General features: G+C 58.9%; 20 protein-coding genes. 8 read left to right on the top strand and 12 right to left on the bottom strand.

Annotated elements, in window-relative coordinates; all coding sequences use genetic code 11:
* Positions 1-3 precede the first annotated feature (3 nt).
* Positions 4-2595 (bottom strand): ligase-associated DNA damage response DEXH box helicase, encoded by a 2592-nt coding sequence (locus tag ATU_RS02435; RefSeq protein WP_236762254.1) that lies wholly within the window; start codon positions 2593-2595, stop codon positions 4-6.
* Between the two features lie 46 nt (positions 2596-2641).
* Between ATU_RS02435 and ATU_RS02430 the strand changes: the two genes are divergently transcribed.
* Positions 2642-3145, top strand: coding sequence for an RrF2 family transcriptional regulator (locus ATU_RS02430; protein WP_010970935.1), 504 nt, complete (start codon positions 2642-2644; stop codon positions 3143-3145).
* A gap of 107 nt (positions 3146-3252) precedes the next feature.
* Positions 3253-3714, top strand: a complete 462-nt coding sequence (locus ATU_RS02425; protein WP_006313306.1) for a carboxymuconolactone decarboxylase family protein — start codon at positions 3253-3255, stop codon at positions 3712-3714.
* Between the two features lie 26 nt (positions 3715-3740).
* Here ATU_RS02425 and ATU_RS02420 read toward each other — a convergent pair whose 3' ends face one another.
* The 3 genes from ATU_RS02420 to ATU_RS02410 form a co-directional block, all read right to left on the bottom strand.
* Positions 3741-4382: a YitT family protein gene (locus ATU_RS02420; RefSeq protein WP_010970934.1), complete on the bottom strand. Its 642-nt coding sequence runs from the start codon at positions 4380-4382 to the stop codon at positions 3741-3743.
* Between the two features lie 82 nt (positions 4383-4464).
* Positions 4465-5076 carry a YitT family protein gene (locus ATU_RS02415; protein WP_010970933.1) on the bottom strand — a complete coding sequence of 204 codons (612 nt, stop codon included), beginning with the start codon at positions 5074-5076 and terminating at the stop codon, positions 4465-4467.
* 135 nt (positions 5077-5211) lie between these two features.
* Positions 5212-6153: a class I SAM-dependent methyltransferase gene (locus ATU_RS02410; RefSeq protein ID WP_035256212.1), complete on the bottom strand. Its 942-nt coding sequence runs from the start codon at positions 6151-6153 to the stop codon at positions 5212-5214.
* A gap of 169 nt (positions 6154-6322) precedes the next feature.
* Here ATU_RS02410 and ATU_RS02405 point away from each other — a divergent pair, with 169 nt between their 5' ends.
* Together ATU_RS02405 and ATU_RS02400 are read left to right on the top strand one after the other, a co-directional pair.
* Positions 6323-6589 carry a DUF6460 domain-containing protein gene (locus tag ATU_RS02405; RefSeq protein WP_006313314.1) on the top strand — a complete coding sequence of 89 codons (267 nt, stop codon included), beginning with the start codon at positions 6323-6325 and terminating at the stop codon, positions 6587-6589.
* Position 6590: 1 nt separating this feature from the next.
* The gene (locus ATU_RS02400; RefSeq protein WP_010972636.1) at positions 6591-7088 is read left to right on the top strand and encodes a CAP domain-containing protein; all 498 of its coding nucleotides are present in this window, start codon (positions 6591-6593) and stop codon (positions 7086-7088) included.
* Between the two features lie 36 nt (positions 7089-7124).
* On the opposite strand, the gene ATU_RS02395 is transcribed toward ATU_RS02400, so the two are convergent.
* Together ATU_RS02395 and ATU_RS02390 are read right to left on the bottom strand one after the other, a co-directional pair.
* A complete protein-coding gene (locus tag ATU_RS02395) occupies positions 7125-8216 on the bottom strand; it encodes a quinone-dependent dihydroorotate dehydrogenase (protein WP_010970931.1) in 1092 nt (363 codons plus the stop codon).
* Positions 8216-8569, bottom strand: a complete 354-nt coding sequence (locus ATU_RS02390) for a DUF952 domain-containing protein (RefSeq protein WP_010970930.1) — start codon at positions 8567-8569, stop codon at positions 8216-8218. Before ATU_RS02390 ends, ATU_RS02395 begins: the two co-directional genes overlap by 1 nt.
* A 252-nt stretch (positions 8570-8821) precedes the next feature.
* Here ATU_RS02390 and ATU_RS02385 point away from each other — a divergent pair, with 252 nt between their 5' ends.
* Entirely contained in the window at positions 8822-9472 is a 651-nt protein-coding gene (locus ATU_RS02385) for a response regulator (RefSeq protein WP_006313322.1), read from the top strand.
* Between the two features lie 112 nt (positions 9473-9584).
* Entirely contained in the window at positions 9585-10235 is a 651-nt protein-coding gene (locus tag ATU_RS02380) for a S24 family peptidase (protein ID WP_010970929.1), read from the top strand.
* Between the two features lie 61 nt (positions 10236-10296).
* Here the strand turns inward: ATU_RS02380 and ATU_RS02375 are convergent, their stop codons facing one another.
* The 3 genes from ATU_RS02375 to ATU_RS02365 all read right to left on the bottom strand — a co-directional run bounded on the left by ATU_RS02375 (position 10297) and on the right by ATU_RS02365 (position 12684).
* Positions 10297-11049 (bottom strand): polysaccharide deacetylase family protein, encoded by a 753-nt coding sequence (locus tag ATU_RS02375; RefSeq protein ID WP_010970928.1) that lies wholly within the window; start codon positions 11047-11049, stop codon positions 10297-10299.
* Between the two features lie 26 nt (positions 11050-11075).
* Positions 11076-12371: a Wzy-type polysaccharide biosynthesis protein UppY gene (gene uppY, locus ATU_RS02370; RefSeq protein ID WP_010970927.1), complete on the bottom strand. Its 1296-nt coding sequence runs from the start codon at positions 12369-12371 to the stop codon at positions 11076-11078.
* A gap of 145 nt (positions 12372-12516) precedes the next feature.
* Positions 12517-12684 carry a hypothetical protein gene (locus ATU_RS02365; protein ID WP_006313327.1) on the bottom strand — a complete coding sequence of 56 codons (168 nt, stop codon included), beginning with the start codon at positions 12682-12684 and terminating at the stop codon, positions 12517-12519.
* Between ATU_RS02365 and uppX the strand changes: the two genes are divergently transcribed.
* Entirely contained in the window at positions 12659-13951 is a 1293-nt protein-coding gene (gene uppX, locus ATU_RS02360) for a Wzx-type polysaccharide biosynthesis protein UppX (RefSeq protein ID WP_035256208.1), read from the top strand. The two genes, ATU_RS02365 and uppX, sit on opposite strands and share 26 nt — an antisense overlap.
* A gap of 27 nt (positions 13952-13978) precedes the next feature.
* Here the strand turns inward: uppX and ATU_RS02355 are convergent, their stop codons facing one another.
* On the bottom strand, positions 13979-14740 hold the full coding sequence (locus ATU_RS02355; protein ID WP_010970925.1) for a transporter substrate-binding domain-containing protein: 762 nt from the start codon (positions 14738-14740) through the stop codon (positions 13979-13981).
* Between the two features lie 169 nt (positions 14741-14909).
* Here ATU_RS02355 and ATU_RS02350 point away from each other — a divergent pair, with 169 nt between their 5' ends.
* Entirely contained in the window at positions 14910-16847 is a 1938-nt protein-coding gene (locus tag ATU_RS02350; protein WP_035256204.1) for a glycosyltransferase family 2 protein, read from the top strand.
* A gap of 211 nt (positions 16848-17058) precedes the next feature.
* On the opposite strand, the gene ATU_RS02345 is transcribed toward ATU_RS02350, so the two are convergent.
* Both ATU_RS02345 and aqpZ read right to left on the bottom strand, forming a co-directional pair.
* Positions 17059-17352, bottom strand: a complete 294-nt coding sequence (locus tag ATU_RS02345) for a hypothetical protein (protein ID WP_035215513.1) — start codon at positions 17350-17352, stop codon at positions 17059-17061.
* Positions 17353-17404: 52 nt separating this feature from the next.
* A complete protein-coding gene (gene aqpZ, locus ATU_RS02340; RefSeq protein ID WP_006313332.1) occupies positions 17405-18130 on the bottom strand; it encodes an aquaporin Z in 726 nt (241 codons plus the stop codon).
* Positions 18131-18392: the final 262 nt, after the last annotated feature.

Raw genomic sequence — 18392 nt, 5'->3', positions numbered from 1 at the left:
GCTTCAGGACATGGCTTCCGCGATCAGCTCGTCGGCGGCTTCGGCCAGCACATCGTCCATCGCTTCACCTGCCACCGTCTCGCGGCCGATTTCCAGCATCACCGGAACGGCAAGCGGCGAGACATGCTCCAGCGCGCGATGGGTGGTGTGGCCCTTGATTCGCTTCAGCATATCGCCAAGACGGCCAATGTCCAAAAGTCCCGCCGCCGCATCCCGCCGCGTCGCTTCCAGCAGGATATGATCCGGCTCATGGCTGCGAAGAACGTCATAAATAAGATCGGCTGAGACCGTGACCTGCCGGCCGGTCTTTTCCTTGCCCGGATGGCGACGTTCGATGAGGCCAGAGATGACGGCGCAATTGCGAAACGTGCGTTTCAGCATGAAGGACTCATCCAGCCACGCCTCCAGATCGTCGCCCAGCATGTCCTCGTCGAGAAGGTCCGCCAGCGACAGGCGGCGGGATTTCAGCCGCATGCCGATATCCTCCATGGCCCATATGGCGAGCGAGTAATCGGTGGCGACGAAACCCATCGGTTTTGCGCCCGCGCGCTCCAGCCGCCGCGTCAGAAGCATGCCGAGCGTCTGGTGCGCCAGCCGTCCCTCGAAGGGATACATGACCATGAAGAAGCGTTTGCGGAACGGGAAGGTCTCGACGAGCAACTCGTCGCGCTTGGGAATGATCGACTTTTCCTTCTGGATTTCCAGCCAGTCGCGGACCTGATCCGGCAGCGCCTGCCAGCGGGCGGGATCGGCAAGCATGGAGCGCACCTGATCCGCCAAATAGGTGGAAAGCGGAAACTTGCCGCCAGCATAGGAGGGTATTTTCGGGTCCATGGAAAAGGCTTGCGACACCAGGCATTCATTCTCGCGGATGCCTTCGAAGCGCAGAACCTTGCCGGCGAACAGGAATGTATCGCCCTGCACCAGTTGCTCCAAGAAATATTCCTCGACCTTGCCGAGCGACATGCCGCCGCGTCCGACCGTGCCCTTGGCATTGCGCTTGACCATGCGGACATTGAGTTCCGCCGCCTCGACGATGGTGCCGAGGTTCAGGCGATATTGCTGGGCGACAGCCGGATTGGAAACGCGCCAGCGGCCATCCTTCATCTGGCGGATGCGGGCATAACGCTCATAGGTGCGTAGCGCGTAACCGCCTGTCGCGGTGAAATCCACCACCCGGTCGAAGGTAGCGCGCGGCAGGTTGGCATAGGGCGAGGCGCTGGTGACTTCGCGATAAAGTTCATCCGCATCGAAGGGTTCGGCGCAGGCCATACCGAGCACATGCTGGGCGAGAACATCTAGCGCGCCTTCGGCGATAGGCGGGGTATCCTGCGCGCCGATGTAATTGGCATCCAGCGCTGCCCGGCACTCCATCACCTCGAAACGGTTGGCGGGAACGAGGATCGCCTTTGACGGCTCGTCCATGCGGTGATTGGAACGGCCGATGCGCTGGGCAAGGCGGCTAGCCCCTTTAGGCGCGCCGACATGCACGACGAGGTCGACATCGCCCCAGTCTATGCCGAGATCAAGCGTCGAGGTGGCAACGACGGCGCGCAACTTGTTCTCCGCCATGGCCGCCTCCACCCTGCGGCGCTGGCCGGCATCCAGCGAGCCGTGATGCAGCGCAATCGGCAGATTGTCGTCATTGACGGTCCACAGTTCCTGGAAGACCCGTTCGGCCTGTGAGCGCGTGTTGACGAAGACCAGTGTCGTCTGATGCTGCTTCAACGCCTCGTATAAGTCCTTGCCGGCATAACGCGCGGAGTGGCCAGACCATGGAATGCGTTCTTCCGTGTGCAAAATGGAAATGTCCGGTTTTGCTCCACCCTCCACCGTGATGAGGCCGGCCGGCGGCTCACCTTGCCCCTGTGGCGCAAGGTAACGACGCAGATCCATCGGCTCCGCCACCGTGGCCGAAAGGCCGATGAAGCGCACGTCAGGAGCGTGCCGACGCACCCGTGCGAGCGCCAGCGACAGCAGGTGGCCGCGTTTGGAAGTGACGAGGGAATGCAGTTCGTCAAGAACCACATATTTCAGATCGCGGAAAAAGCGCTCGGCTTCCTTATTGGCAAGCAGCAGCGAGACCTGCTCCGGTGTTGTCAGCAGTATATCGGGTGGCTTCACCTTCTGGCGCTGGCGTTTGGCCTGCGGCGTATCGCCCGTGCGGGTTTCGATCACAATCGGCAGGCCCATTTCGGAAACGGGTCTCGTGAGATTGCGCTCGATATCCACTGCAAGCGCCTTCAGAGGCGAGATATAGAGCGTGTGCACGCCGACAAAACCGGAGCCGGGCGGCACCTTGCCGCGCTCCGCCAGATCGGTGAGCGACGCCATGAAACCGCCGAGCGTCTTGCCGGCGCCCGTTGGCGCGATCAACAGCATGTTTTCACCGCCCCGCGCCCGCGCCATCAGTTCCAGCTGATGGGCGCGCGGAGACCATCCCTTTTCTGCAAACCATTTCTGGAATGGAAGGGGCAAGGTGCCGACATGCGTGCCGGACGTGGGGGGCTCGATATGGTTCACCGCTTCAAGGTAGTGAAAAAGCTGCAAAAAAGAAGAGCGCAACGCGTCGGCTTGACAGGAAAACATAATCATGGATAAATAATATCCACGATAACAAGACAACAATGCGAGAAGACCGATGAAACTCGGAGACGGCGTCGAACAGGCCATTCACAGCGTGAGCATGCTGGCGGGACTTTCCGAAGGCGGCGTGCTTTCGGCGGCGGCGCTCGCGGAATTCCACGGCGTTTCCACGAGCTATCTGCTGAAGCACCTGCAGTCGCTATCCAACGCCGGCATCGTCACCACCGTGCCGGGACCGAAGGGCGGTTATCGTCTGGCCCGGACAACCGACAAGATTACCCTGCTTGATATTGTTCTGGCCGTGGAGGGACCACAGCCTGCCTTTCGCTGCGCAGAAATTCGCCAGCGCGGGCCGAACCCCTTGCCGGGACGTTATTTCACCAAGCCCTGCGGCATCAACGCCGCGATGCTGAAGGCGGAAAAGGTCTACCGGGCGGAACTCGCTAAAACCAGCATTGCCGACATTCTGGGTGATCTTGCCGCCAATGACGATGGTGGAATTGCCGCGCGCGGCTGCGCCTTCCTCGACATGAACGAGCGCAAGACGACGACGCGCTGAACTCTAAACAGGACCCGAATAACCACCAATCACGTTCCCGGACAGCCTTACCGCTTTCCGGACCGATGACGCATGACTTCAACCTATCCCAACCAATGGAGAGACGCATGAAAACCCGTATCAACTATGCCAAGGCATCCCCCGAAGCCTTCAAAGCCGTCATGGCTCTGGAAAACTACGTTCAGAGCAGCGGCCTTGAGCACCGCTTCATTCACCTCATCAAGCTCCGTGCCTCGATCATCAATGGCTGCGCTTTCTGCGTGGACATGCATGTGAAGGAAAGCCGCCATGACGGGCTTTCAGAGCAATGGATCAACCTGATGAGCGTGTGGCGGGAATCCCCTGTTTATACCGAGCAGGAACGGGCGCTGCTCGGGTGGGTGGATGCGGTGACGAAGATTGCCGAAACCGGCGCGCCGGATGACGCCTTCGAGACGCTGAGGGCGCATTTTTCCGATGAGGAGATCGTGAAGATCACGGTTGCCATCGGCGCGATCAACACCTGGAACCGCATCGCCGTCGGCTTCCGCTCACAGCATCCGGTCGAAGCCGCCGCAAAGGCAGCCTGAACCACCCTGACCGCAACGGCCGACCGCTACATGGCGATGTAGCGGTCGTTTCTGTGATTGACGGCAAGCGTGAGGTTCATGACCAGCGCGCCGAGAATGGAGCAGAGGATGACAAAAGGTGTGGCGACGAAGAAGGAGCAGCCGAGCACCATGCCATCAAAAGCGAGCTGGACGAGGCCGGCGCGCCAGCCGAAACGATCCTGAAGATAGAGCGCCAATATGCCGAAACCGCCGAGGCTGGTGCGGTGGCGAAACAGCGCCAGCATGCCGGCGGCGACCGTCAGTCCCCCGAAGAGTGCAGCGGCAATCGGGTTGATGCTCTCAAAAGCGAAAAAGCCCGGCATATATTCCGACAGCAGCGCCGTCGTGGCGATGGCGCAGAAGGTCTTCACCGTGAAGGCGAGGCCGAGACGGCGGAAGGCCAGATAATAAAACGGCAGGTTGGCAAGAAAAAAGACCGCACCGAAGCTGAACCCACTGGCGTAATGCGCCAGAAACGCAAGACCCACCACACCGCCGGTGAGAAGGCCTGCGGCGGAAAACAGCGTGACACCGAGTGAAATCAGCATGCTGCCCGCCAGAATAGCCTGTGCATCTTCCAGCAGCGAGTGACGATCGGGCGCGGAGGTCCAAAGATTCAATCGCCTGCGCGCACTGGTATCGTCCATGCATCTTCCCCTGACTTGCCCGATCTGGCCCGACCTTGCCCAGCTATTGCGCCCAAGCCTGACAAATTTCAAGCGGTCAGGCTTAACGCACGACGATGTATCTGTCCGAGCGATGGTTGATGGCGAGGAATATGTTGAGGACGAAAGCGCCGACAATCGAATAGGCAACGGTTGCGGGATCGATGACGAGGAAGGCGCACAGCATGACGCAGGCATCAAAGGCCAACTGGATGAGACCGGCGCGGATGCCGAAACGATCCTGAATATAGATGGCCAGAATGCCGATGCCGCCGAGGCTGGCGCGGTGGCGATAAAGCGCCAGCAATCCGTAACCCAGAAGCAGACCACCGAGCAGAGCCGCCCAGAGCGGGTTGATGCTGTCGATGACCATCCAGCGCGCTTCCACTTCCGTCAGCACCGAAACAAGGCCGATGGCGATGAAGGTCTTGCATGAAAAGGCGAGACCGAGGCGGCGGAACGACAGATAATAGAAGGGCAGGTTGACGAGGAAGAACAGCAGGCCAAAGCTGATGCCGAAGGCATAATGAAGGAGAAAGGCAACACCAGCCGTGCCGCCGGTCAAAAGACCGACCTTGGCCAAGAGATAAAAGCCGAGCGCCGAGACGATGGCACCGGTGACGATGCCCTGCACGTCTTCCACCGGCGCATGTCTGGCCGGATCGGAACTCCACATCCCGTAAACGCTTCTCGTTGTGCTCACGCTTTTTCCCTCAGGTTTCCGGCACATTTTGCACTGCAAAAAACACCTGATCAAGATGGATACGTAAGCAAGCCTGACCTATCGTAAAAAAGGCAAGAAACGGAATGTTCAGGCTTTGGCACGGGCAAGAAAAAGAATGCCGGAAAGGGGTTTTCCGGCATCCTTGCGAATGGTGGTTTTGCGGATTTCCATGGGGGAAAAGCCCGACCGTTCAAGGAGATCGATCACGTAGCTCTTGGAATGCGCGTAACGAAGGGATTCCCGCAGGACGAAACCTTGCTCATCGCCCGCATCCTCCACCGAGAAGGCGAAAAAGCCTGATGGTTTGAGCAGGGCGGAAACGAGCGGCATGACGGTTTCAAGACTCCCGAGATACATCATCACATCGGCAGCGGCGACGAGATCGGCGCGGTGCTGCGTGAGTACCGGCGTAAAGAGCCCCGAAGCCTCCGCGTCGAGCGAAAGATCGGCTTGTCCGAGATGGTCGTAAAGACTCTTTTCATCGGCCTTGGCAAGCATGTTCTGGGAGATATCAAAACCCTCGAGCCGTTTTGCCAGAGAGCGGATTTCGATGCCAAGGAGACCGGTGCCGCAACCGATATCGACAATGGTGTCAAAGGCGTCGCCTGTCGCCGCTTTGCCGATCAGCTCCGCCAGTTTCTGCGGCACGCTGTAATCCAGCTTCTCGACAAGCGAGGTTTCAAAACGGTCGGCGTAGTCGTCGAACAACCCTTCCACGTAGCGGCTCGGCGGTTGTTCGGGTGTTTCCGCGGCGCCGAGAACCGCGAGTTTCAGTTCGGCTGCAAACAGACCTTCCGCATCCAGCTCGGCGACTTTCTCGTAAGCCGCCACCGCCTTTGCGGTCTCCCCCGCCTTTTCGTGATACTCCCCGAAGCGAAACCAGCCCGCCGTCCACCGTGGCGCCAGTTCAAGCGCCTGTTCCATAAGTTCGGCGGCGGCGGGATAATCACCGCTCTCCGCCAACATGCGGGCATAGTCCGCCCGGCGGTCGGCAATGACGTCACCGGAAGAAAACTGGTTTGGGGCCATCAATTATTTCCTGAGAAGATGCCGGCTGTCATTTATCAAGACATAAAAAAACTCAAGTCCTATTTCATGGCACCCGCGTGGAATTGGCTGATATGGCGCGATATAGTGCGTGAAAACTTGCATCGAAGCGGTGCGCCCCATATGTCAGGACAAAACAGGAGACTTGCTGATGGCCGGTGAGGTCAACAAAATGCTGGGTGATACGGTGGCCCGCACCGTGGTGAAGCTGCTCGTCGTTTCATTGCTCGTCGGCTTTCTGATGGCGATCTTCGGATTGACGCCATGGAACATTATCTACAGCGCGCGCGATTTCGTCGTCGATCTGTGGCGGAGCGGTTTCCATGCGCTGGGCGCGATCGGCGACTATCTGCTCCTCGGGGCCACGATCGTCATTCCCGTTTTCATCATCCTGCGCCTTCTGAGCTACCGCCGCTGACATGACCGATACATCACTTCAGACGCTCACCCGGCGCGGCTTCGTGCTTATTTCCGCCGGCTCCGTTCTTTCCGCCTGCGTTTCCATGCCGACCAACAAGGGTCTGCCTTCGGGCACCCGCGATGAGACGGCAGCGGCACTGCCGATGGTCAATGATCTGCGCCGTTCGAAGGGGCTTGCGCCACTCGCCATCAATGGGGCGGCCAGCGGTGCCGCTGCCTATCAGGCCGGCCGCATGGTCAAGGCGCAGAAGATGGCGCATCTGATCGGCCTGACAGACAGTTTCCTCATCCGCATGAAGGACGGCAAGGTGCCGCTTCCGGCAGCGGAAAACGTGGCAGCCGGACAGGACAGCGTGGAACGGGTGGTCAAGGCCTGGATCGGCTCGCAACACCATCTCGAAAACATGCTCGGGCCTTATAATGGTCTCGGCGTCGCGGTTGCCTATGATGCCGCCAGCCGCAACCGGCCCTATTGGGCGATGGTGCTTTGCGCCTGAATTCAGGGGCGGGAGATCACCCCGCTCCTTCGCTCTTCAGCCGAGCTTACGGTCAGCCCAGCGGTCGACCGCGCTGTCGCGCAGGTCACGGATGGTCTCCACGCCCTCGCGGGCGACGAGCTTCGACATGCCCTTGACGATGGCCGAGGGCAGGCCCGGACCTTCATAGACCATGCAGGAATAGAGCTGCACGAGATCGGCCCCTGCCCGCACCTTTTCCAAAGCCGTTTCCGCAGATGAAACACCACCAACGCCGATGATCGGCAGATTGGCGCCAACGCGACGGCGCATCTTGGCGAGAACCGTGGTGGAAAGCTCAAAGAGCGGCTTGCCCGAAAGCCCGCCGGCCTCGCCCCTGTGGGGACCAGGGCGCAGGCCTTCGCGTGAGAGCGTGGTGTTCGAGACGATCAGGCCATCGAGATCGTGGGCGAGCGCCTCTTCGGCAACATCGTCCAGTCCTTCCTCAGTCAGATCGGGCGCGATCTTGAGGAAGATCGGGATGCGTTTGCCGAGGCGCTCCGCTTCCGTCTTGCGGCGTTCCAGCACGGCCGTGAGAAGGGCCGCAAGGCTTTCACGCGCCTGCAGATCACGAAGGCCGGGTGTGTTGGGTGAAGAAATATTGACGGTGAAATAGGATGCGACCGCATAAAACGCCTCGATGCCCTGCACATAGTCGGCGATGCGGTCTTCGCTATCCTTGTTGGCGCCGATATTGACACCGACGATGCCGCGCAGACGCGCCTGTGTCAGACGCTCCAGCGCTGCGGCATGGCCTTCATTGTTGAAGCCGAGACGGTTGATGACGCCCTCATCCTCGACCAGGCGGAAAATGCGTGGCTTGGGATTGCCGGATTGTGCCCGCGGCGTGACGGTGCCGATTTCGGTGAAGCCGAAACCGAGCCTCAGAAGCGGTCCCGGTACTTCCGCATTCTTGTCGTAACCCGCCGCCATGCCGAGCGGATTGGGGAAGACAAGGCCCGCCACCGTCTGCTGCAGGCGCGGATCATGCGGCACCATGCAGGTGGGCAGGAAGCCGCTTTTCAGCGCCGCAACGGAGAGCCCGTGCGCCTTTTCCGGATCGATGAGAAACAGGCCCTTGCGGCCGACAGAGGAAAATAATCCGCTCATCACAAAATCTCCGGGAACTGGTGCTGGCCATCATGATCAAGCGAGAGCGGCGTTTCCCAAAGGACCGCGCTGAAGGGAAGCGGGGCGTAAAGATGCGGGAAAAGATCACCACCCCGGGACGGTTCATAGACCAGCTTGTCGCCAAGTGCTGCACCGTCGACCGCGATCAGAAGCAGATCCACCTGGCCGGAAAAATGCCGCGCGGCTGTCTCTGCCACCTGCTTTGCAGTCGAAAAATGAATGAAACCGTCGGTCAAGTCGATGGCCGCACCTTCGAACATGCCTTCTGCCCTGGCTGCAGTCCACAACGTCTCCGGCACGATTTTATAGATGATCGCGGGCGTTTCCTGCATAAGGCTCTCCAAGGCTTTCCAGCGCTTTCCTGTCCGGGCGGTTTGCCGCAAAGCAGGAAGATTGTCCACAGTTTCCACGGCATTTTTATTACGGAGGCCCTCAAAGACCGCCTGTCCACAAGCTTTTCCTTGTAATGCCGGAGTGATTGGAGCAACCTTTGGCGGAGGAGCCGGGCGTGTTTCGACCACCGGCAAAGGGAGTAAGCCAATAGCTGCGAAAGAACCGCATAACGCCCTTGGGAGGGGGCCAGAATGTCGGAACTTGTCATTATCATTGCAGATGACCACCCGCTTTTTCGCGGTGCCCTGAAACAGGCCGTAGCCGGTCTCGACGGGCAACAGACCATCATCGAGGCCGGGGATTTCGAGGCTGCCCGACATGCAGCCACAACGCGCAACGATGCCGATCTCATGCTTCTCGATCTCGCCATGCCGGGGGTCAGCGGATTTTCCGGCCTGATGGCGCTGAGAGCGGAATTTTCCAGCCTGCCGATCGTCATCGTTTCGGCAACGGATGATGCGACCACCGTTCGCCGGTCGATTGAACTCGGTGCTTCCGGTTTCATTTCCAAATCCTCTGGTATTGACGATATCAGGGACGGCATCCGCGCGGTTCTGGAAGGCGATGTCTGGATACCGTCGGGCCATCAGGGTGAGAAGGAGCAGGATCCTGACGTGGCCGATCTGATCGGCCGGCTCAGAACGCTGACGCCACAGCAAAGCCGGGTTCTGGGCATGCTGGCCGAAGGGCTGCTGAACAAGCAGATCGCCTATGAGCTCAATGTTTCCGAAGCCACCATCAAGGCGCATGTCTCGGCAATTCTGCTGAAGCTCAAGGTCGACAGCCGCACACAGGCGGTCATCCAGCTCGCCAAGATAAACACATCGGCAATGGTGGCCTAGAGCAAGGATTTTATTCCTTTCCTTTCTTTACTCCTGACCGGATTTGGTCTAGATTCCGGTCAGTAAACGACAGGAGCTTTCCGCTATCGGCTCCACTTGCGGGCTTTCTATCATGCTGTCACACGAGACGATCTGGAGCGCCATCGATACGCTTGCCGAACGCCATCAGCTGACGCCTTCGGCATTGGCGAAGCGCGCCGGCCTCGATCCCACATCGTTCAATAAATCGAAACGCTTCGGACCGGATGGCCGCAAACGCTGGCCCTCGACCGAATCCGTCTCCAAGGTGCTGGAAGCGACGGGCGCAAGTGTCGACCAGTTTTTCGGTTATGCTTTCGGCAGGGCGCAGACAATGCAGCCTTCCGGTGCCGACAACGCCATTCCCCTGCTCGGTTTTGCGCAGGCCGGTTCCGGCGGTTTTTTCGATGATGGCGGTTTTCCGGCAGGTCAAGGCTGGGATGTGGTGGAGTTTCCCTCTTCTCCCGAGCGCAAACAGGGCGTCTACGCCCTGGAAGTGCAGGGCGAGAGCATGATGCCGCTCTACCGTGATGGCGACATCCTCATCGTGGAGCCGGGTGCGCCGGTGCGGCGCGGCGACCGCGTGGTGCTGAAAAGCCGCGATGGCGAAGTGATGGCCAAGGTGCTGGCGCGGCAAAGCCCTAAAAACATCGAGCTTCTTTCGCTAAACCCCGAACATCCCAATCGCAGCTTCGACATGGCGGATGTGGAGTGGATTGCCCGCATCATCTGGGCCAGCCAATAGGTTCGCAATTGCGGACAGAGGTTTCCGCAATATCGCCCGAGTACGCGCTGAGAATATTTCTTTACAGGCCGAGTGTCCTTGCCGCGGCATCGACCGTCATGATCTTCGCACCGCCGGACGCCGCCTTGCGGACGAGGCCCTGAAATCTGTCTTCCGGGCAGCCGTAAAAGCTTGGTGTCGGTGAAACATCATGGGTGAAGATGATGAGCCAGCCGCCTTTTTGCAAAACATCCTCAAGCCAGCGGTCGGCCGCATCGAGGTAGCTCTGATCCGCACGCAACTCGACTGCGGCAAGATTATGCGGGTCGACACTGTCCCGGTTGATGCCGGGCATGATGCCGCGTGTCGTCCTGAACCGGCGCCGCAGCAGGGGCTGCATGACCGGTGAGGCCATGCCGAAAGGAACGGAGAAATTTCGGCTGTGCCGATTTTCGTCGAACGCACCCAAAACGCTGTCATTGCGCTCGAGATCTTCTTCAAGCGCCCGTCGTGAAAAGCTCGAGAGTTTGCGATGGGAAAAGGTGTGGCAGGCAAGCTCATGGCCGGCCGCTGCCAGTTCCGAACAGCCTTTGGCGGAAATCATCTCCTGCTGTCCGTCGTGCCTGTCGATAAAGGTGCCGGCGATGTAAAACGTTCCGCAAACGCCCTCGTTTTCCAGGATGCGCGCGCCCTTCGTCCAGGCGGTGGCCGGTACATCGTCGAATGTGAAGGACACGATCGGTTCGGATTTTTCGATCCGCACCGCCGGTCCCGGAAAATACCGCACCAGCCGGTTGTTGATCCGGTCTACAAAAGTCCCGATTTTTTGCGTCATACAAAGCCCCCCGGCCTGTCTGCAAATTACTGCCCCTGTTCAAGTATGTCGTGCGCCTGATGCCTCAAACAATAGACCGCGATCAGCAGAGAAGACCAAATAGGCCCGGTTCCGGTAAAGAAATTACTCTCAAGACACGAAGAAAGTAGCGCATACACCCAAATTCGTGCAAAAAGTCGGGTCAGTCCCGGGTCCGTGCCCTTGTCCACCGCCGTGTGGAAATCATTTGCGGGTATGATGACCAGCCATATGACGGTGAGAATGAAAGCCGGCAAGCCGCCATTCAGCAGGCTTTCGACATAACCATTATGGGCATGGAAGGCCGTGACCGCCCAGGTGCCGGCAATATCGGCCTGCGACAGCAGACGGTCGCTCGTCCAGAATGCCTGGAACCCCTGCCCGAAGATCGGCGATTGCGCAAAGGTGTCGAAGGACAGGCGCCATATGTCCGTCCGGCCGGTGAACGTGGAATCGATCCCCAGGCTTTCGACAAAATTCTGTATGCTCGGGAAATAGGTGGAGCCGACGGCGACGATGTTGAGAAAGGCTAGAAGACCGCCGATCATCAGCAAGGTGCGGTGCGCATGCCTTTCCATGATCCAGACCAGCGCCAGGGTGACGGGCAAAAGCATGGCCGCGGTTTTTCCATTGGTCTTCCAGAGAAAGAACCCGGCCAGCAGCGTAATCGCGATGCCGCCCAGCGTCGACCAGGCGTTGCGCAGGTAAAGCCCGATCATGAAAAGAATAATCATGGCGGGGGCGGCGGCGTTCTTGTGATTGAAGATGCCGCGCCAATCACCCGCAAGCGCCTTTTCATCAAGGTCAAAGGGCTGATGGACCGAGCGCGACCGCAGGAAGATCACTCCCAGATAACAGAGCGCCAGCAGAATGAGGGCGAAGATGGCCATCATCCGGTCGAACTGCCGCCGATCCCTTGGCATGACGACGAGAACGCTGGTGATGAAACATAAAAGCGCGGTGAAGACCAGGCGCTGCAGCGAGGTACCGGGTTGGGTGCCTATCACGGAGCAGATCACCAGCCAGAAAAACAAAAGCAGGATGGGCAGGCGCGGCCTCAGCAAAAGCCCCGTCAGCCGGTGGCGCAGTGCGAAAACAGCCAGGATCAACGCAATCACAAGGCCGGTCAGCTGGTTTGCGGCGGCGCGCGGCACAGGCGGCGCTGCGAGATTTTCGAAGGGCGCCACGGAAATCCAGATATAAAGCATGGTGGCGACGAAAAAAAACGCGTCGCGCCGGCCGCCGGCAAGAGATATGGCGCTATCTTGCGCAGTGATGGGCTGTGTATCAGCCAAACGCGGCATGGTCGCGTGCACCGGAACTGGACAATCGGATCATGGGCCTGCCTTGTGACGAACAACGAAACCCTTCTGAAACAGGGCCATGTCCAAATAACCATAAACAGTCATTATCGTCATTATTATGCAATTGCTTTAACCCTCTCTTACCTCAAGAAGGATAAGACAGGATAAACTGCAATCCATTCGGGTTGCGGGCTTTCATAATATTGGCCGGTTGCGGCTTTTCAGTTCGCGGATTTTTAGAAAAGAAGCGCAGTCGTTGTTGGATTTGTCCGGCAATGCCGGAAAAAATGGAGAATGAGGTGTCGTTCAACACGCCGCGGTTCGGCCATCTAGTCAGACTGGGATTGACCTATATGGCGTCCGGCGGGGCGCTGCTGATGTCCAGCGCTGCCCAGCTCCTGACCTTCGCGCTGCTTGCCCGCCATCTCGGAGTCGAACAATTCGCGCTTTACGCTTCGATCACGGCCGTCACCAATCTCGGCGTGCAGATCTGCGGCATCGGCTCGCAGGAATCGCTGATCCGCCGCGTCGCACAGGATCGTAGCATGTTTCCCGTCATGCTCGGCCACAGCTATCTCCTAAGTGCTGCGACGGGCGTGGTGCTGACAATCATCGGCATGGTGACGATCCCGGTGTTTTTCCCGACCTCGGAAACATTGCTGCACACGCTGATCACCACCTTCCTGATCCTGTTCACCAACCTCGTTCTCCTGAAGGTCATCTCACTTTCCACTCAGAGTTTTATCGCCCATTCCAACTTCGCTTCGGCCAACAAGCTGGAAGTGATGTTCGCCGTCACCCGCACCATTGCCGCGGTGGTCGCCTGCCTCATCTTCAAGGTGGAAACGGTTGAGGCCTGGGCACTGTGGAACCTCGCCGCCCACGCCGTTGCGGCCGTGATTTCCGTCAAGGCGACCGGCAGGCTCGGTCGGCCGATTTTCCGGATCGTGCGCGAGGAAATCCGCATCGGCATCCTGTTTTCCACCCAGTTCCTGTTCAAGGCCGTGCGCGGCAATGCTGATATTCTCGTTCTCGGCGCCATTGCCAGCGCCGAGGTGCTGGGCAGCTATTCGATCGCCCGGCGCATTCTCGACAGTTCCTATCTTTCCGTCGAGGCGCTCAACCGGCTGATCTATCCGGGCTCCGCCTCCGCCGCCCTGCAGGGCATCACCAAGACCATAGGGCGCGCTTATAATGTGCTGAAGGCAGCACTTTTCATCGCAACCGGCAGCGCGTTGGTGATCTTCATCATCGCCCCTTTCCTGCCGCTGCTGTTCGGCGACGAATATGTCTCTCTGCCCATCATTACCCGCGTGCTTTGCTGGGTGGTTCTGCCGATGGCCGTTGCCGCCACCGCACTCGAGGCGCTTGGCGCCTCCGGGAGGCAGGATATTCGCGCGAAGATATGGAACAGCGGCAATCTCCTCGGCTCCGTCATCGTTGCCTTCTTTACCTGGTCCTTCAGCATTTCGGGAACGATCGGCAGCTATTTCCTGGTGGAAACCGCCATCGCCGCCGCCGTATGGATCGCGCTCCTACGTTTGCGGCGCGATGAACAGGTTTTCGCGCCAGCCAAATAGGACTGTCGCGACGGTCGATCAGGATTTCTAATAAAGCCCGTAAGGGAAATAACGCCGGTAAATCTCTTCCAGCCGGCCATTTCGCGAAAGGGCGGCCAGCGCCTGATCGAAAGCCGGCACCAGTATATTATCCGGATCGACCGCCATGATGGACAGGCCTTCGCCGAGAAACCGGTCGGACATATAAGGACCGCCGAAGAGCGCGCAGCAGCTTTCGGAAGCACCTCCAGAAACCCAGAAAGGCAGGCGCAGACCGTCGGCGAAGATGGCGTCCACCTTGCCTGTCTTCAACGCCTCATACATCGGCTCATAGCCATCGAACCCTTCGACCCTGGCTTTTGGAAAAAACGCTTTCAGCATCTGTTCGTGCCGCGAATTGCCAACCACACCCACCTTCTTTCCCGAAAGCGCATCCGCTCCGGAGCCGGTGAATTTCCCCGCCTTGTTCACCGCCAGCCGGGCGGGCAACAGCAGATAGGGCCGCGAGAAGGTGAAGCTCTTGCGCAGATCGGCCGTGGTGGCGAGACCGGAAATCACCGCTTCGCCCTCGCCCATTTCGAGCGCCGCTTCCAGCTCGTCGAAGGGTAGCGCCTGCACCTGGCATTTGCTTTCCACCTTCAGCTGGGCGCAGATTTCCCGCACCAGATCGACATGGAAGCCCGCAAGCCGGCCCTCCTGATCGGTGAAATTGAAGGGCGGGAAATCCACCGACATCAGAAACCTGATGCGGGGAACGGAGGAAAGATCGCCACCCGGAAACCGCTCCTGCGCGTCGAACAGCACCGGCATGCGGTTTCCATCCGACAGACCTTCGGCCTGCGTTTCACTAAAATAACCAACAAATTGTAAAGCGAAAACTAAAGTAAAATAGAGGGCTATATTCCGCGTTACATTCGCTATTCTCATCTATACTATCCGTGACAGGAAATGGGTGTTACCATGACGGCGGCGGCGATGCATGGATTGTTTCAGTCAATATACACGAGATTCGTTTCGCACGACCCCGGCAGAAGCAAAAATTGCATTTTCCCATACCGATGAAAATCCGCTTCGGGACTCTGCCGAACAAAGCCGGGCCGGACAGACCCGTTTTCTCCGTTCGCTGGGAGTGGACAAGTCGCATATTGCAGCATTCAAACAGCGGGCGCTGGAAAACGGCTCCACTGTAGACGAAGAATTGCTGATGAGCGGACTTGTCACGGCGGACGTGTATTTCAGCGCCTTCGCAGAATATCTACGATTGCCGTTTCTCCCGGAAATCGCGTCGGAACGGGTAGCGAATTTAGATAATCTCGATCTTCAGCTCACAGAGCCGAGGTTGCTGCGGCTGATCCCACAGGACGGCAAAATGGGGTTGCTGATCGTGCCGGAGCTGGCGCGGCTGGATCTGCTCACAAACATATTGGATGAGCTTCCGCATCTTTTTGACGAACTTGCCGTGACCACCCCGCAGGCCATGCGCGACGCGATCTGGAAAGCCGGCGAGGCCCGTCGCCTGGCGGAAACCCGGCAGCGGCTTTTCAACGCCGCGCCCCAGCATTCCGCCAAAATCACACTGCATGGCCAGCAGGGTTTTTATGGCGGCGTCCTCGCCACCCTGCTCGTCCTTTCGCTGCTGACTTATTCTGAAATAGCCCTAGCCTGGCTTCACGCCACCCTGTCGATGCTCTACCTCAACACCCTGCTGTTCCGGCTCTTTGCCCTCATCCATATACCCCGGGAAACCGACGTGGAAACGGCCTTGTCTCTTCGGCACGAAAACGAACTGCCGGTTTATACAATTCTGGTGGCGCTTTACCGCGAAGAGGCTGTCATCGAGCAGCTCGTCAGTGCTTTGGAGCGTCTGGACTGGCCCCGCTCGCGGCTCGATATCAAGCTCGTCTGCGAGGCCGACGATGGCGCGACGATCGAAGCGATCCGGCGGATAAATCCCGGTCCGCACATGGAGATCGTCCAGGTACCACCTTCCGAGCCGCGCACCAAACCCAAAGCCCTCACCTACGCACTTTCCGGTGCGCGCGGTACATTCGTTGTCGTTTATGATGCCGAGGACCGGCCCCATCCGCAGCAATTGCGCGAAGCCTATGCCGCCTTCCGCAACCAGCCGGAGGATATGGCCTGCGTACAGGCGCCGCTTATCATCAGCAACGCCTCTTCTTCCTGGCTCAGCGCCTGTTTCGCACTGGAATACGCAGGCCTGTTCCGCTGCATGCTGCCCGCCCTCGCCACCCATGGGCTGCCGCTGCCGCTTGGCGGCACCTCCAATCATTTCCGGACTGCCGCGCTGCGGCGGGCCGGCGCCTGGGATCCCTACAATGTCACGGAAGATGCCGATCTTGGCCTCAGGCTGCATCGGCTCGGCTATCGCTGCGGCGTCATCCGGCGCCAGACTCTGGAGGATGCACCGACATCTCTGCCCGTGTGGCTGAACCAGCGAACACGCTGGTTCAAGGGCTGGCTGCAAAGTTGGCTGGTGATGACCCGTACACCTTTTGCAACCGCGCGTACCATGGGATGGTTTGCCTATATGACCTTTCAGCTGCTGATCGGCGGCATGCTTCTGTCGTCTCTGACGCATCCCTTGCTCTTCGTTTCCCTGGTATTCATGGCCATAGCCATCCGGGAAAACGGTGTCGACCTGCTCTTCAGATGGCAGGGGGCGCTGTTTTTTATCGATGCGCTGAATATCGTCGGAAGTTACACGATCTTCGTACTGATGGGCCGCAGCAGAATGATAGCTTATGAAAGACGGCAGGTCGGAAGGCGATGGCTGGCGATGCCCTTATATTGGCTGATGCTATCCGTCGCGGCCTGGCGGGCTGTGGTGGAGCTTAAAACCAGACCTTTCGTCTGGAACAAGACGCCGCATGTGCCGGTCGCCAAAGACAAGACCTGACGCGCATTCGCGACAGAGGCCAAACGGCATAACGCATCTCTCGGTCAGCAAAAAAGGCATCCCGCCGTTTTAGCCGATGATAACCGAACACGAAGCCCGTTCGAACTCCGCGCCGCCACTGCCATCAATGCGTGTAACATCAACCCACCTTGCCGAACGAAGCTCTTCCTCCGGCAAGGTCCGTCATTTTATCTAAAGGCGGCTCAATCGCCTATTTGGCCACAAGCTTGTTCTTGATCAGGCCGACGATGATCTGGACGATCAGACCGCCGACACCGCCGCCAACGAGCTGGCCGGCAAGAGCGCCGATATCCACGCCGCCAGCGGCCGCAGTGCCCGCAGTGCCGAGCAGCGATCCAAGTACGGTTCCGCCGCCGATCCCGCCAATGGCGCCGGCAATCAGATTACCGAGCGAGCCAAGATCGGAATCCTTCAGTATCTTTCCACCAGCCGTGCCGCCCACCGCACCGCCGACAATCTGGGCCAATATCGAAGTAAGATCCATGCCATCCTCCTCAGTCGTTTCCCCGACCATTCGGGGAAACAAAGCCTCTTATTCACGTCTTCGCGGGTTGAACCGAGCCGGCATGGCCAGCCTTTTCTTCCTCGCCGAAAATTTTCCAGACCACGGCGCCAATGGCACCGCCCAAAATTGGGGCAAGCCAGAACAACCAGAGCTGCTGCAGCGCCCACCCGCCAACGAACAGGGCCTGCCCGGTCGAGCGGGCCGGATTGACGGATGTGTTGGTGACCGGAATGGAAATCAGATGAATAAGGGTGAGTGCAAGACCGATGGCGACAGGTGCGAAACCGACCGGCACCCTGCCATGCGTCGACCCCAATATGACAACCAGGAAAAACGCCGTCAGGATGATCTCGATCAGCAGCGCCGACAGGAGAGAATATCCGCCCGGCGAATGCTCGCCATAACCATTGGCGGCAAAACCGCCGATTTCGGCACCCGCCTTGCCGGTGAGAATAACATAAAGCGCCGCAGCCGCGACGACCGCCCCCAGAACCTGCGCCACGATGTAAGGCACGAGGTTCGCCGCCGGGAATTTGCCGGCAACGGTGAGGCCGACGGAAACCGCCGGATTGAAGTGACCGCCGGAAATGCCGCCAACCGCATAGGCCATGGTCAGAACCGTCAAGCCAAAAGCGAAAGCAACACCAAGGAAGCCGATGCCGAGTTCAGGAAAAGCGGCGGCAAAAACCGCACTGCCGCAACCTCCGAACACGAGCCAAAAAGTACCCAAAAATTCCGAGATAAACTTGCGACTCATAACACTTCCCCATTCATGTTACGACTGCATCAACTATTACGTGCAATTTAATCGTAGTCAAGCTAAATTGCATATACACTCGGAGAGCGGCTTGATCACGAACCTGCCCAAAGGGAGCGCGCTCCTCTTATGCCATTCAATATGCTGGCAAATAATGGCCTCAGCCTTCCAGCCAATCTGCCGATGTGATGCGACTGCGTGACGTCGATGTGTTGCCATTGGCGACTAAACCAGGCCGCAATTCTCCATAACGACGTCACAC

Source organism: Agrobacterium fabrum str. C58, assembly GCF_000092025.1.
In the GTDB taxonomy this organism is placed as follows: Bacteria; Pseudomonadota; Alphaproteobacteria; order Rhizobiales; family Rhizobiaceae; genus Agrobacterium; species Agrobacterium fabrum.
Note: the sequence above shows the minus strand (reverse complement) of the source record. Positions and strands in the feature narration are given on the sequence as shown.

Bases quoted from the DNA above. Each gene is read 5' to 3' on its own strand.
- ATU_RS02435 (WP_236762254.1), bottom strand. From the start codon at position 2,595: ATGATTATGTTTTCCTGTCAAGCCGACGCGTTGCGCTCTTCTTTTTTG.
- ATU_RS02430 (WP_010970935.1), top strand. From the start codon at position 2,642: ATGAAACTCGGAGACGGCGTCGAACAGGCCATTCACAGCGTGAGCATG.
- ATU_RS02425 (WP_006313306.1), top strand. From the start codon at position 3,253: ATGAAAACCCGTATCAACTATGCCAAGGCATCCCCCGAAGCCTTCAAA.
- ATU_RS02420 (WP_010970934.1), bottom strand. From the start codon at position 4,382: ATGGACGATACCAGTGCGCGCAGGCGATTGAATCTTTGGACCTCCGCG.
- ATU_RS02415 (WP_010970933.1), bottom strand. From the start codon at position 5,076: ATGTGGAGTTCCGATCCGGCCAGACATGCGCCGGTGGAAGACGTGCAG.
- ATU_RS02410 (WP_035256212.1), bottom strand. From the start codon at position 6,153: ATGGCCCCAAACCAGTTTTCTTCCGGTGACGTCATTGCCGACCGCCGG.
- ATU_RS02405 (WP_006313314.1), top strand. From the start codon at position 6,323: ATGGCCGGTGAGGTCAACAAAATGCTGGGTGATACGGTGGCCCGCACC.
- ATU_RS02400 (WP_010972636.1), top strand. From the start codon at position 6,591: ATGACCGATACATCACTTCAGACGCTCACCCGGCGCGGCTTCGTGCTT.
- ATU_RS02395 (WP_010970931.1), bottom strand. From the start codon at position 8,216: ATGAGCGGATTATTTTCCTCTGTCGGCCGCAAGGGCCTGTTTCTCATC.
- ATU_RS02390 (WP_010970930.1), bottom strand. From the start codon at position 8,569: ATGCAGGAAACGCCCGCGATCATCTATAAAATCGTGCCGGAGACGTTG.
- ATU_RS02385 (WP_006313322.1), top strand. From the start codon at position 8,822: ATGTCGGAACTTGTCATTATCATTGCAGATGACCACCCGCTTTTTCGC.
- ATU_RS02380 (WP_010970929.1), top strand. From the start codon at position 9,585: ATGCTGTCACACGAGACGATCTGGAGCGCCATCGATACGCTTGCCGAA.
- ATU_RS02375 (WP_010970928.1), bottom strand. From the start codon at position 11,049: ATGACGCAAAAAATCGGGACTTTTGTAGACCGGATCAACAACCGGCTG.
- uppY (WP_010970927.1), bottom strand. From the start codon at position 12,371: ATGCCGCGTTTGGCTGATACACAGCCCATCACTGCGCAAGATAGCGCC.
- uppX (WP_035256208.1), top strand. From the start codon at position 12,659: ATGGAGAATGAGGTGTCGTTCAACACGCCGCGGTTCGGCCATCTAGTC.
- ATU_RS02355 (WP_010970925.1), bottom strand. From the start codon at position 14,740: ATGCCGGTGCTGTTCGACGCGCAGGAGCGGTTTCCGGGTGGCGATCTT.
- ATU_RS02350 (WP_035256204.1), top strand. From the start codon at position 14,910: ATGGATTGTTTCAGTCAATATACACGAGATTCGTTTCGCACGACCCCG.
- ATU_RS02345 (WP_035215513.1), bottom strand. From the start codon at position 17,352: ATGGATCTTACTTCGATATTGGCCCAGATTGTCGGCGGTGCGGTGGGC.
- aqpZ (WP_006313332.1), bottom strand. From the start codon at position 18,130: ATGAGTCGCAAGTTTATCTCGGAATTTTTGGGTACTTTTTGGCTCGTG.